This window comes from Bradyrhizobium sp. USDA 4451 (assembly GCF_054822585.1).
The window spans coordinates 5,259,930-5,272,717 of sequence record NZ_JBTRCH010000001.1 but is presented as its reverse complement, the minus strand read 5'-3'; the positions used below and the strand labels follow the sequence as shown (position 1 = coordinate 5,272,717).

Genomic DNA, 12,788 nt, shown 5'->3' with positions numbered 1-12,788 from the left:
AGTGCTTGAGTCGAGACGCCGCGGCGTACTGGATCGCCCGGTCAAGCCGGGCGATGACACCGTTTATGGCGCTTCTGCTTGCCATTCTCATGCAATTGACTCCGCGTCCGCCCCACGATTGACTGCCCTCTCCAGCGGCACGGCCGCCAAGAAGACGCTCGGGAGGCATCATGACGCCGACGTTCAATCGCGCGCGCTCCATTCTCACCGGATTGTTTTTCTCCGCCTGCATCGCATCCTCAGCGCTTCTCATTGCGCCCGCGCCGGCCAAGGCCGGTGACGTCCCGATCTTCGCGGTCGACGCCTCCTGGCCGAAACAGCTGCCCAACAACTGGATCCTCGGCCAGATCGGCGGCATTACCGTCGACTGGCAGGGCCACATCTGGGTGATCCACCGGCCGCGCTCGCTGACCGATGGCGAGAAGGCCGCGAGCCTGAGCCCGCCGCGCGCAAAATGCTGCGTGGCGGCGCCGCCGGTGCTGGAGTTCGACGTCGACGGCAATCTGCTGCGATCCTGGGGCGGACCCGGCGACGGCTATCAGTGGGTCGGCCGCGAGCACGGCATCGAGGTCGACGAGCGCGGCTTCGTCTGGATCGGCGGCAATGCCGATGACGACAGCGAAATCCTGAAGTTCTCGCTCGACGGCAAATATCTCGGCCAGATCGGCAAGATCGCCGCGCGCACCAACAGCAACGACTCGACCCAGCTCGGCCGGCCCGCGGGGATCGCGATCGACAAGGACGCAAACGAGCTCTACGTCGCCGACGGCTATGGCAACCGCCGTGTCATCGTGTTCGACGCCACCACGCTGGCCTACAAGCGGCACTGGGGCGGCTACGGCAAATTGCCGACCGACGAGAAGCAGCCGCCCTACGATCCGAGCGCCGCGGTGCAGGAGCAGTTCGGCAATCCCGTGCACTGCATCAAGATCGCCAATGACGGGCTGGTCTATGTCTGCGATCGCAGCCAGGACCGCATCCAGGTGTTCCAGAAGAACGGCACCTTCGTGCGGGAATGGTTCTACGAAAAGAACACCCGCGGCGACGGCGCGGTATTCGATCTCGCGCTGTGGCCCGATCAGAAGCAGACCTATCTGCTGAACGCCGACGGCGCCAACAACGAGATCCGCGTCATCAAGCGCGACGACGGCACCGTGGTCGGCACCTTCGGCCATAGCGGTCGCAACGCCGGACAATTCGCCCTGCTCCATGTGATGGCGGTCGACCAGAAGGGCAACGTCTACACCGGCGAGGTCGACGGCAAGCGGATCCAGAAGTTCAAGCTGACCTCGGATGCGCTCAAGTAGGGAATGACGGCGGGATGACGCTTCGACGCAGTTCATCCGGCTTTATGCGGATTGCCGCTCGCCCAAGGACAGGGTAAGCGGGAACCCGAACCACCGGCACAAGGCCCCGCAAGAGGGCTGTCCGGAAAATTTACAGTGGAGGGAATGTCTCATGACGACGACGCTCGCACGGCGCCATGCCGTGCTTCTCGCTTGCGCTGCACTCGGCCTCGCAACGCCGGCCCTTGCCCAGGACAAGAACGTCAAGATCGGCGTGCTGAACGACATGTCGGGGCTCTATGCCGATATCGGCGGCCCGAACTCGGTGGCCGCCGCCAACATGGCGGTGGAAGACTCCGGCCTGCTCGCCAAGGGCTGGAAGATCGAGGTGGTCAGTGGCGATCACCAGAACAAGCCCGACGTCGGCGTCAACATCGCGCGCAACTGGATCGACAATGAGAAGGTCGACATCATCACCGATACGCCGAACTCCGGCGTTGCGCTGGCGGTGAGCAACCTCGCCAAGGAGAAGAACTCGATCGTGCTCAACTCGGGGGCTGCGACCGCCGACCTCACCGGCAAGGCCTGCAACGCCAACACGATCTCCTACACGTTCGACACCTACATGCTCGCCAACGGCACCGGCAAGGCGCTGACCAAGGCCGGTGGCGACAGCTGGTTTTTCCTCACCGCCGACTACGCCTTCGGCCATGCGCTGGAACGCGACACCTCGGCGGTCGTCACCGCCAACGGCGGCAAGGTGCTGGGCGGCGTCAAGCACCCGCTCAACACCGCGGATTTCTCCTCGTTCCTGCTACAGGCGCAGGCATCCAAGGCCAAGATCATCGGCCTCGCCAATGCCGGCGGCGACACCACCAACGCGATCAAGCAGGCCTCCGAATTCGGTATCACCGCGGGCGGACAGAAGCTCGCGGCGCTGCTGCTGTTCGTCAACGACGTGCACGCGCTGGGCCTCAAGATCGCGCAGGGCCTCACCTTCACCGAGTCGTTCTACTGGGACATGAACGACCAGACCCGCGCCTGGTCGAAGCGTTTCCAGAAGGTCTCGCCGAAGGGCTCGATGCCGTCGATGACGGTCGCCGGCGTCTATGCCGGCGTGCTGCATTATTTGAAGGCGCTGGACGCGATGGGCGGCAATCCGCACGACGGCGCCAAGGTGGTCGCCAAGATGAAGGAGATCCCGACCGACGATCCCTTGTTCGGCAAGGGTCCGCTGCGGATCGACGGCCGCCGCATCATCCCGGCCTATCTGTTCGAGGTGAAGAAGCCGGAAGAGTCGAAATATCCCTGGGACTATTACAAGCTGATCGCCACCATCTCGCCGGAAGACGCCGCCAAGCCGCTCGAAGCGAGCGACTGTCCGCTGGTGAAGAAATAAGCCAGCTGCCGTAGCGTGGGCAAAGGCGCGCTAGCGCCGTGGCCACCATTGCGGCGTGCTCGCGATGGTGGGCACCCTTACGCTTTGCCCGCCCTACGCTTTTCATTTCGCGGCTGACTTCGCCTTGGCCTGCGCGGGCAGCGACGCCCACTCCCGGTCGGCGCGCGGGCCGCCGGGATCGCCGGTCAGACCGACCAGCTGTCCGGGCTGCACGTCGAGCGTCTGCTTCCAGGTCTGAGTCTGGCACAGGAACCTGATCAGACATCCCTGGAGCTTCAGCCGGTCGGACGCATCGCGCCACAGCGAGACCGCATAGGACTTGCCGTCCTCGGCATTGTAGATCTCGCCGTCGAACCGCCCCTCCGGCGTCAGCTTCAATCCCAGGATCAGCTGATGGCCGAGCAGCGCGCGCGTTCGCTTGTCGGGATCGGGATTGAGGCTGTCGCGCAGCGGCTGGCCACGCGGATCGAGCGGATCCTTCATCCAGACGATGAAGCCGCAGATGCGATCGCGCGCGGTGCCGCAGCGCTCGAGGCGGATACGGGCCTGTCCGTTTTCGGTCAGCCAGGTGCCGCTGGGATCGGCCGGGATCGTCTCGGCGCGGCCGGTCGAACTCATCAGCAGGGCCGCGACCAGGCTGCGCAGAAACATGCGAACCAGAGAGTTCATTGCAAGGGACCTTTCAGTATCGGAATGATTGCGAGGACGCGCGCGGCGCGCCTCACTTCAGTTGCGCCATGAAGGCATCGGCACCCTTGTCGATGCCGGCGGTGGCGGCGGCGAGGTCGCCGACGCTGGCCTTGATGTCGTAGGCGTTGGGATATTGCTTGCTGACGTAAGCACCGAGCAGCCGCGAGGTCGGGCCGTCGAACATCTCGACGGCATAGATCACCGAGCCGGTCATGGTGCCCTCGCCGTCGCGCGCCGCCTGCACGCCATTATAGATCGCGCCTGCCATATCGAAGCGCGACAGCGTGCCGAGCACCGGCGTGTTGGCAACCGCGCCGGTCAGCGTCAGCCGCACGCGAAATGTGTTCGGCCCGCGCGTATTCACCAGCGTGAAGCGGCCACGCAGTTTGTCGGCGAAGCGGGTCTGCATGTAGGCGGCGAGCGTCTGCTTGTCCTTCTCGGACATCTCGCCGAACTGATGATCCGCGCCGCGATAGATCACGACCGGATCGAGCATCACCTTGTTGTAGCTCCGCCAGTCGACCGGCGGCGCATAGCGATACGGCACGCGGCCTGAGGAATCCGACGTATCGGGCGTCATGTAGGCGGTTGACGCCACGTCCGAATAGGCCACCGGCGTGACGCCGGCGCATCCTGCTGCGAGGACGCAAAGCGCCATCGCTCCCAGACCGCGTGTCGCGATCGAGCTCTCCATTCCAATCTCCTCATCCGAGCTAAAGCGGAAGAGCAGCTCGGCCGCAGCCGCGTCCGGGGCTAAAGTTACGGCTGCGGCCGTCACTGCCGATCTGGCTCGCCGTCCCGGCGCCGCCAGACCTTGCCTCAGTGCGGCCATCTATAAAACCGACCAGGCGGTTTGTAAAGTTGCAATCGCAGGAAACCCGTCAGAAAAATTCCGGGCTTGAAGCGCGCAGGAGAAAACCTGTCGCGACGGCTTCGCGAATGACGGCCAGCGCTGTCACAAACCCGAGATGTTTGCTGTGATACCGGACCAATTGCCGGGGGATTTCAGGGGCCCGGTGCCGATCCAACGCCGCCAAGCGATCATATTCCGCTTGGGCGGCGTTGCGTTTTCAGGGCAGCGTCGGAAATTCAGCTGCGCTTGCGCGCCGAGACCGGCTTTGCGGCGCGCGCGCCGGCAGGCTTCGGCGACGCCGTTTGCGCCCTCGCCCTGGACGGCTTTGCTGCCGCGGGCGCGCCCTGCTCCATCGCGGTCCACTTGCTGTCGTCGAGCAACCGTTCGAACAGCCGGTCGCGCTCCACATCGGTCAGCGACAACATGCCGAACAGCGAGCTCAGCAGCAGTCCGCGCGCCGCTGCCCAGCGCAGCAGCGCGAGATCCGGATCGCGCGCCTCGGCCTTCATCAGCGCGACCTTCTTGATGTCCTGATCCCGCGGCATCGCCATCAATTCAGGATTCTCGTTCATCGCCGCCAGCAGCGCGAACGCCCCCGCCCGCGGCGTCGAGATCGCCTCGCGCAGCGTCGCGATCTGCGCCGACAGTTCGGGCTGCGCGGTGGTCCCGCGCACCTTCTCGATGTAGCGGTTCGAGAATTCCTCGAAATGCGCCATCTGCTGCTCGAGCAGAGCGCGCAGCACCGCTTCCTTGGTGCGGAACTGATGCATCACGCCGCCCTTGCTGAGCCCGCTCTCGCGCGCGATCGCGTCCAGCGTCAGGCGTCCCGGACCGTCGCGCGTCACGATGGTGATCGCGGCGTCGAGCGCGGCGTTGCGGGAGCGTTCCGAGCGGGAAGGATTATCCATGGGCTACTTACTCAGGAAGGAGTCGCGTGAGAGCGCAGTATCTCAGCGGCATCGGTCAATCTCAAGCGCCGCATCCGATTGTGCCAGGCGGCGCGAACCACGTCTCCGCCATGCCGGCGGCGGCCTCGGGACACGCCTCAATTTCAGGAAGCGTCATCGAGTGCCCCGATCACTCACGCGCACAAGCGAACCTTCCGCAGCAGGCCATGAAGGAAACCGTGCGCCATGCGGCCGATGACCTTTTCCCCGCGACCGCGCGCGCGGGCGACAGCCTGGGCGTCGGCATGACTGGCGGCGACAATCGTCCCATGCCTGCCGCCATCGAGCTTCAGGTCGGTCAGATAGACGAGGCTGCGCGACGTCAGCAGCGCCGCCTGCGCGTCGCTGAAGCGGGTCAACTCATCGTAGTTATCAACGGCCTCGTCGGTCACTATGCTCCTCCTGGCAGCGCGGCCTCCGGGCGAGGCACGCAACTTGATCCGGCATTGGTCTTATACAAACCAACCGGATGGTTTGTAAATGACCAAAATAACGCAATCGTCATCGCGGCGGCCCGTCGGGCCGGTGTCGGACTGGCACAGCCGCGTTCGTCCTCGAAGCATCGATCCACCAGCAGCCGGAACCCGCAAGCGATGACACAGCAGAAACAGACGACGGACGCCGAAATCAGGGCACTGATCGACGCCTGGGCGGCCGCCGTCCGCCGACAGGACTATCCGGGCATCCTCGCCCGCCACGATCAGAACATCGTGATGTTCGACGTGCCGCCGCCGTTGCAGTCGCGCGGATTGGATGAATACAGAAAGACGTGGGACCTGTTCTATACCTGTTACCGTCCCTCGCACGCCTTCGATATCGACGAGATCGCGATCACGGCCGGCGATGATGTCGCCTTCGCGGTCATGGTGATGCGCTGTGGCCCGCCCGACGCCATTTTCCAGTTCAGGCTGACGATCGGACTGCGCAAGATCGACGGCGATTGGCGCATCACGCACGAGCACCATTCGGTGCCGGCGACGGATTAGAATTGTAGGGTGGGCAAAGGCGCGCGCGCCGTGTCCACCATTCCGGGCGTGCTCGCGATGGTGGGCACGCTTGGGCTTTGCCCACCCTGCGGAGTTGTCTTCACCGTCGCGCGCCAGGCGATGCCGAGCGCGAGCAGCAGCAGCGCGCCGGCCAGAAAGAACGGCGCGCCGGGCATCTTGAGCGGCGCGACGTCGCCGATGAAATAGACGAAGGGCAGCGTGAACAGGAACGGGCCGATCAGTTCGGACATGCTCTGCACGCTCGACGTCGCGCCCTGGAACTGGCCTGCTGGTCGGCGGCGACGAACTGCGTCGTCAAGGCGTGCGTCGCGGCGCCGAAGATCGCGAAGCCCAAACACGCCGAAGATACGTGCCGCGTTGGCGGTGTCGTTGTCGACGAAGCCCTCGATCAGCTTGGCCAGGATCGGGATGATGATCCCGAGCGCGACCATATCGAGCAACGGGGTGATGAGATCACCGCGCCGCTGGGCGCCTGTGGCACGGCGGCTGCGGCGGTATCAACCTCGTTTGACGCGTTTTCTTCACGCGACCCGGTACCCACGTCGCTCGGAAACGCGATGCCTGCTCATGACGGCCGTTTGCGCTTGTGGGCGAACGGATTGGCCTTCTCACGCAGCGTGATCCGGATCGGCGTGCCCGGCAGATCGAAGGTTTCGCGCAGCGAGTTGATCAGGTAGCGCAGATAGGATCGCGGGATCGCATCGGCACGCGAGCAGAACAGCACGAAGCTCGGCGGGCGCGCCTTCACCTGGGTGATGTAGTTCAGCTTCAGCCGGCGGCCCGAAACCGCCGGCGGCGGGTTGGCCTGGATCGCCTGCTCAAACCAGCGATTGAGCGCCGAGGTCGGCAGCCGCCGGTTCCAGACCGCATAGGCCTCCTGGATCGCGGTCATCAGGCGGTCGATGCCCTCGCCCATCAGGCCGGAGACCGCGACAACAGGCGCGCCCTTGACCTGCGGCAGCCAGTGGTCGGCATCGGTGCGCAGCTGCGAGATCTGGTTGGGCTTGCGCTCGACCAGGTCCCATTTGTTGACCGCGAGCACGATGGCGCGACCCTCGCGCTCGATCAAATCGGCGATGCGCAGGTCCTGCTCCTCGAACTTGTTCTGCGCGTCCATCATCATGACAACGACCTCGGCGAAGCGCACTGCGCGCAGCGCGTCGGCGACCGAGAGCTTTTCCAGCTTCTCCTCGATCCGCGAGCGGCGACGCAGGCCGGCGGTGTCGAACACCCGGAACTGGCGGCCCTGCCAGGTGATCTCGACCGCGATGGAATCCCGCGTGGTGCCGGCCTCGGGGCTGGTCAACAGCCGCTCCTCGCCGAGCAGATGGTTGATCAGGGTCGACTTGCCGGCATTGGGGCGGCCGACGATGGCGACGCGGATCGGGCGCTGCGCGGCCTCCTCCTCCGAGATGTCCTCATCCTCCTCGATCTCGTCGTCTTCCTTCGGCGCCTCGGGCACCAGCGTGCTCAGCGCCTCGTGGAGGTCGCCCATGCCCTCGCCGTGCTCGGCCGAGATCTGCACGGGATCACCGAGCCCGAGCGCGTAGGATTCCATCGCCCCGATCTCGCCATGCTTGCCCTCGGCCTTGTTGGCGACCAGCACCACCGGCTTGTTGGCCTTGCGGGCGAAGTCGGCGAAGGCGCGATCGGTCGGGGTCAGGCCGACGCGGGCGTCGATCACGAACATCAGCGCGTCGGCGAGTTCGATCGCGGTCTCGGTCTGCTCCTGCATCCGCGCCGTCAGCGAGCCCTTGGCGCCCTCGTCGAGGCCTGCGGTGTCGATGATGGTAAAGTCGAGATCGTAGAGCTTGGCCTGGCCCTCGCGGCGGTCACGGGTGACGCCGGGCTCGTCGTCGACCAGCGCGAGCTTCTGGCCGACCAGCCGGTTGAACAGCGTCGACTTTCCGACATTGGGCCGGCCGATAATGGCGATGGTGAAAGACATGAACTATCCAAGCGCAATTTATGAAGCTGGAGTCAATGAGCTTCGGGTAGCCCGTGCCTCTTGTCGTTCGGTGGCCTCATCCTTCGAGACGGCGCTTCGCGCCTCCTCAGGATGAGGGTCTTGGACCCTCATGGTGAGGAGCGCGGCAGCGCGTCGCGAACCATGAGGCCGTGGAATGCGCTACGTCACGCCGCCCGGCGATCAGCTCTAGCGGCTAAATCCGCCGCTCGGTAGCGGCGCGGGGAACGCGCCGCCGGATTGTTGCGTGGTCTGGGTCTGTTGCTGGGCCGGCGCGGCAGGCTGCGCCTGCTGGTCGTCGGCCGGCGGCGCGGTGGTGCGGCGGCGGACGATCTTCTTCGGCTTCGGATCCGGCGGCACCGCGGCGGGCGCCCCCTCCTCGGTTGCGGCGTCGGGCGCAGCCGCCTGATCGGCTGGTGGCGCGGCGCGCTTGGCGTGCTTCCTGGCGCCCTTCGGCGGCTCAGCTGGCGGAGCCGGCTGGGCGGCGGCTGCCGCCGCGGCGTTCTGCTGGTCGAGCTGCTCCTGCTGCGAGCCCTTGTACAGTTCCTTCGGCACGCCCTGCTCGAGGCCGGGCACGCCTTCGGGAAACACCGGCTTGCGGTCGCCCGGCAGCTTCTTCTTGGTGTCGAGGAAGTCGAGCATGTCGCTCGGGTCGAAATTGGCCATGCCGCCACTGCCGCAGCCGGCCAGCGCGCCGCAAAGCGCGGTGAGGACTGCGGCTGCGATCAGGCGTTGCGAGCGGCGCATGGTCGATCTCTCACTCAAACTCGGGTTTCGCGCCAAGTCAGCTCTCCAGGTCAGCTCTTCGCGACCGGCGGCAACAAGGCCTGCAGCGCTTCGGCGCGCGAACGCATACTCGGCGGCGTCTCGCCGTCATTGGCAATCTGGTCGAGCCACTGCCGCGCCGCGGTGGCATCGTTGACGCGCCAGGCCGACAGCGCCAGCAACTCGCGCGCGGAGTGACGGAACGTCGAACCCTTCGACGTCGCCACAGCCTCGAGCCGCTGCAGCATGTTCGGATAGGTCGTGGATTCCATCACGAGCTGCGCGGCGCGGATCCGCGCCAGGTCCTGGTCGGGGCCGCCGACGCTGCGGTCGGCTGCGATCTCGTCATAGAGTTTTGCGGCGGCCGGCTGATCGCGGGTCGCGACCTCGGCGGCCATGCGCAGCCGCGCCAGCGTGCGGTAGCCGGACGGCGCCTTGGTGACCAGGTCGGCAAAGGCAGCCTCGGCCTCGGCGTGCTTGTTCTGGTCCGAGAGCTCGACGGCGCGGTCGAACGCCGCACCGGCCTCGGCGGCCTTCTTGGCCTCGAGATATTGGTAGCCGCGCCAGCCACCGACGCCCGCGACCACCAGGACCGCCAGCGCGATGATCAAGATCGAGTACTTGTCCCACAGCTTCTTGAGCTGATCGCGACGGACTTCCTCGTCTACTTCGTCAAATAATTCAGACACTTAAAGCTATCCCATCCCCTCGGGACCGCGAATCTGGGTGGAGCCCAGCCCCTACCCGATCCCCACATCGCGGCGGCGTTACCCTAACGGTGTGGCGGAGGCAAGGCAAAGCGAGGCGGATCAAAGCGTTAACCGGGGACGTTGTCCTGCCCGGATCACGCCCCCGCCAGCGTCTCCCGCAGCTGCCGCTTGATCACCTTGCCATTGGCGTTGCGCGGCAGCGGCGTTGTGCTGAGCGCCATGGTCTCCGGCACCTTGTAATCCGACAGGCGCTCGGCGCACCAGGAGCGCAGGCTTTCCGCATTCACCTCGCTGCGGGTCACGATCACGGCGTGGACGCGCTCGCCGAGCACCGGGCACGGCTTGGCGATGATCGCGCTCTCGACCACGGCCGGATGGCCGGCCAGCACCGACTCGACCTCGGCGGAATAGATCTTCAGGCCGCCGCGGTTGATCATGTCCTTCTGGCGATCGAACACGCGGACGAAATTGTCGGCGTCGACCGAGCCGAGATCGCCGGAATGCCAGAACCCGGCCGTGAAGCTTTCCGCGGTCGCCTTCGGATTATTCCAGTAGCCCTTGATCACGGAGGCGCTGCGGATCCAGAGCTCGCCGATCTCGCCGCGCGGCACCTCGCGGCCGTCGGCGCCCATCACGATGATCTCGGCGCCGGGACACGGCAGGCCGACGCTGTCGATATGGGCGGCGGTCAGTTCGCCCGGCATCAGGGTCGAGGGCGACGTCGTTTCGGTGGCGCCGTAGCAATTGGCGAGCTTCAGTCCGGGAATCTTGGCGTCGAGCTTTTCGATGGTCGCGACCGGCATCGGCGCGCCGCCGAAGCCGCCGATCCGCCAGCTCGACAGGTCATAGCTGTCGAAATCCGGCTGCATCAGGCAGAGATTGTACATCGCCGGCACCATCACCGTGTAGCTGACGCGCTCGCGCGCGGCCACCTTCAGATATTCCGACGCCTTGAACTCCGGCATGATGATCAGCGCGCCGGCGCAGCGGGCCATGGTGGTGACGTTGGCGACCGCGCCGGTGACATGCGCGAGCGGCACTGCGGCAATCGAGCGATCGGCCTTGGTCAGCTTGAGGCAGGATGCGAACACCATCGAGGAGTGAATGATGTTGCAATGGGCCAGCATCGCGCCCTTCGGCCGGCCGGTGGTGCCCGAGGTGTAGAGGATCATCGCGGTGTCCTCCTCCCTCACCTCCGCCGGCGCCGCGGCCGGAGCATTGTCGCGCAGGCGAGCGAATTGCGACGCGCTGTCGTCGCTGACCGCGATGCGGTGCTTCAGGCCGGGAATATCGGCGGCGTCCGGAATGCGGTCGGCAAGCGTGGCCTCGTGGACCAGGCACTTGGCGCCGCAATCGTTCAGCACATAGGCGATCTCGGGCTTCTGCTGGCGCGTGGAGAGCAACACCGTGACCAGTCCGGCATGCGCGGCGGCAAACATCGTCAACACGAACTCGATGCGGTTGCCGAGCAGGATCGCGACGCGGTCGCCGGGCGCAAGCCCGAGCTTTGAAAAACCCGCCGCGACCTCGGCCGACTGCTCGGCGACGTCACGCCAGCTCATGCGCGTCGCGCCGCAGACCAGCGCCTCGCCGTCGCCATTCTGAGTAACCGCTTCAGCGATCATCGCCCACAGGCTGGCCGGCCGCTCCGCGAATGCCGGCACGACGCGGTCACCGAAGCGCGGCTCGAGCCGCATCAGCGGCAGTGCGTGTTGCGACCAGTCCATGCGTGCCTCGTCAGCTCTTCTTCATGCCGTAGACGTGCTCAGGCCCCGGGAAGGCGCGGCTCTTGACGTCGCGCGCATAGCCCGCGATCGCTTCCTCGATCGCGGGGCCGAGATTGCCATAGCGGCGGACGAATTTCGGCGCGCGCGGCGACAGGCCGAGCATGTCTTCGAGCACCAGCACCTGGCCGTCGCAGGCCGCGCTCGCCCCGATGCCGATCGTCGGCACGGCGATCGACTGCGTGATCTTGCGCGCCAGCGGTTCGGCGACCGCCTCGACCACGATCGAGAACGCGCCCGCCTCCGCGATCGCCTTCGCATCGTTCTCGATCGGCGCCCAGTTCTCCTCCTCGCGGCCCTGCGCGCGGAACGAGCCGAGCGTGTTGATCGATTGCGGCGTCAGGCCGATATGGCCCATCACCGGAATGCCGCGCTCGGACAGGAACGCCACCGTCTCGGCCATCCGCGCGCCGCCCTCGAGCTTGACCGCGCCGCACAGCGTTTCCTTCATGATCCGCACCGCGGACTGAAACGCCTGCTCCTTCGAGCCCTCATAGGAGCCGAACGGCATATCCACCACAACAAGCGCGGCCTGCGAGCCGCGCATCACTGCGCGGCCTTGCAGGATCATCATGTCGAGCGTGACCGGCACGGTGGTCTCGAAACCGTGCATGACGTTGCCGAGGGAATCGCCGACCAGGATCGCGTCGCAATGGCGGTCGACCAGTGCCGCGGTGTGCGCGTGGTAGGACGTCAGCATCACGATCGGCTCGCCGTTCTTGCGGGCGCGCAGATCGGGCGCGGTCTTGCGCTTGATGGCGGATTGAACAGACATAGTCAGGCTCCCATGACAGGCACGCCGATCACGACCGGGTGGAACGCAAACGCCAGCGCCAGATAGACGATGACACCGACCGCGATCGCGATCAGGTCGTTGGTCGGGCCGCCCACCGGGATCGGCGGCGCACCGGCATCGGCGCGGCGCTTCAGCGAGATCCGGTCATAGACCGCCCAGCCGAGAAACGAGCCGAACAGGATGATCGAGCCGAGGTCGCCATTGGCGAGCAGATGCGCGAATGCCCACAGCTTCACGCCCGCCAGCATCGGATGCTTCAGCGTGGTGTAGATGCGGCCGCGGATGTAGGAGGCGACGACGAGGATGACGGCGGGCAGCATCAGCGCCACCGTGATGTGCTTGAACGCGGTCGGCGGCGTCCAGACGTCGATCCATCCGGTCGCGCGGTAGTGGCCGAAGCCCCAGATGATCAGCCCGAGGCCTGCGAACGCCAGCAGCGCATAGACGCCCTTGTAGGCGCCCTCGCCCATCGCATTGACGATGCCAGCGCGCAGATCGCGCAGGCTGGTCAGCACGTGGATGCCGAGGAACAGCACGAGACCCAGGATCATGACGAGCAGTCCCACGATGTTCCTCCCCTGATTG

Annotated in this window: 13 protein-coding genes; 3 read left to right on the top strand and 10 right to left on the bottom strand. The window is 66.0% G+C overall.

The genetic code is table 11. The features are described 5' to 3' along the window. Window positions 1-170: 170 nt before the first annotated feature. Both ACVMB0_RS24170 and ACVMB0_RS24165 read left to right on the top strand, forming a co-directional pair. The gene (locus tag ACVMB0_RS24170; protein ID WP_461347917.1) at window positions 171-1,307 is read left to right on the top strand and encodes an NHL repeat-containing protein; all 1,137 of its coding nucleotides are present in this window, start codon (window positions 171-173) and stop codon (window positions 1,305-1,307) included. Window positions 1,308-1,458: 151 nt separating this feature from the next. Next, the gene (locus ACVMB0_RS24165; protein ID WP_461347916.1) at window positions 1,459-2,685 is read left to right on the top strand and encodes an ABC transporter substrate-binding protein; all 1,227 of its coding nucleotides are present in this window, start codon (window positions 1,459-1,461) and stop codon (window positions 2,683-2,685) included. A 102-nt stretch (window positions 2,686-2,787) separates the two neighbouring features. Here ACVMB0_RS24165 and ACVMB0_RS24160 read toward each other — a convergent pair whose 3' ends face one another. The 3 genes from ACVMB0_RS24160 to ACVMB0_RS24150 form a co-directional block, all read right to left on the bottom strand. Continuing rightward, window positions 2,788-3,354 (bottom strand): DUF2147 domain-containing protein, encoded by a 567-nt coding sequence (locus ACVMB0_RS24160; protein ID WP_461347915.1) that lies wholly within the window; start codon window positions 3,352-3,354, stop codon window positions 2,788-2,790. 52 nt (window positions 3,355-3,406) lie between these two features. Beyond that, the gene (locus ACVMB0_RS24155; protein WP_461347914.1) at window positions 3,407-4,069 is read right to left on the bottom strand and encodes a DUF3313 domain-containing protein; all 663 of its coding nucleotides are present in this window, start codon (window positions 4,067-4,069) and stop codon (window positions 3,407-3,409) included. 395 nt (window positions 4,070-4,464) lie between these two features. After that, the gene (locus ACVMB0_RS24150) at window positions 4,465-5,136 is read right to left on the bottom strand and encodes a TetR/AcrR family transcriptional regulator (RefSeq protein WP_461347913.1); all 672 of its coding nucleotides are present in this window, start codon (window positions 5,134-5,136) and stop codon (window positions 4,465-4,467) included. Between the two features lie 26 nt (window positions 5,137-5,162). Here ACVMB0_RS24150 and ACVMB0_RS24145 point away from each other — a divergent pair, with 26 nt between their 5' ends. Beyond that, complete coding sequence (locus tag ACVMB0_RS24145) at window positions 5,163-6,161, top strand: YybH family protein (protein WP_461347912.1); 999 nt, start codon at window positions 5,163-5,165, stop codon at window positions 6,159-6,161. On the opposite strand, the gene ACVMB0_RS24140 is transcribed toward ACVMB0_RS24145, so the two are convergent. From ACVMB0_RS24140 to ACVMB0_RS24110, 7 genes are all read right to left on the bottom strand, one after another. Continuing rightward, window positions 6,158-6,622 (bottom strand): hypothetical protein, encoded by a 465-nt coding sequence (locus ACVMB0_RS24140; RefSeq protein WP_461347911.1) that lies wholly within the window; start codon window positions 6,620-6,622, stop codon window positions 6,158-6,160. The genes ACVMB0_RS24145 and ACVMB0_RS24140 overlap by 4 nt on opposite strands. Window positions 6,623-6,747: 125 nt before the next feature. Next, window positions 6,748-8,130 (bottom strand): ribosome biogenesis GTPase Der, encoded by a 1,383-nt coding sequence (gene der / locus ACVMB0_RS24135; RefSeq protein WP_461347910.1) that lies wholly within the window; start codon window positions 8,128-8,130, stop codon window positions 6,748-6,750. A 207-nt stretch (window positions 8,131-8,337) separates the two neighbouring features. Further along, window positions 8,338-8,895, bottom strand: a complete 558-nt coding sequence (locus ACVMB0_RS24130; RefSeq protein WP_456755221.1) for a hypothetical protein — start codon at window positions 8,893-8,895, stop codon at window positions 8,338-8,340. 50 nt (window positions 8,896-8,945) lie between these two features. Then, window positions 8,946-9,602, bottom strand: a complete 657-nt coding sequence (locus ACVMB0_RS24125) for a tetratricopeptide repeat protein (RefSeq protein WP_461347909.1) — start codon at window positions 9,600-9,602, stop codon at window positions 8,946-8,948. A 155-nt stretch (window positions 9,603-9,757) separates the two neighbouring features. After that, window positions 9,758-11,350, bottom strand: coding sequence for a class I adenylate-forming enzyme family protein (locus ACVMB0_RS24120; RefSeq protein WP_461347908.1), 1,593 nt, complete (start codon window positions 11,348-11,350; stop codon window positions 9,758-9,760). A 10-nt stretch (window positions 11,351-11,360) separates the two neighbouring features. Next, entirely contained in the window at window positions 11,361-12,182 is an 822-nt protein-coding gene (gene panB, locus ACVMB0_RS24115) for a 3-methyl-2-oxobutanoate hydroxymethyltransferase (RefSeq protein ID WP_461347907.1), read from the bottom strand. A 2-nt stretch (window positions 12,183-12,184) separates the two neighbouring features. Next, window positions 12,185-12,769, bottom strand: a complete 585-nt coding sequence (locus ACVMB0_RS24110; RefSeq protein WP_461347906.1) for an NnrU family protein — start codon at window positions 12,767-12,769, stop codon at window positions 12,185-12,187. Window positions 12,770-12,788 lie beyond the last annotated feature (19 nt).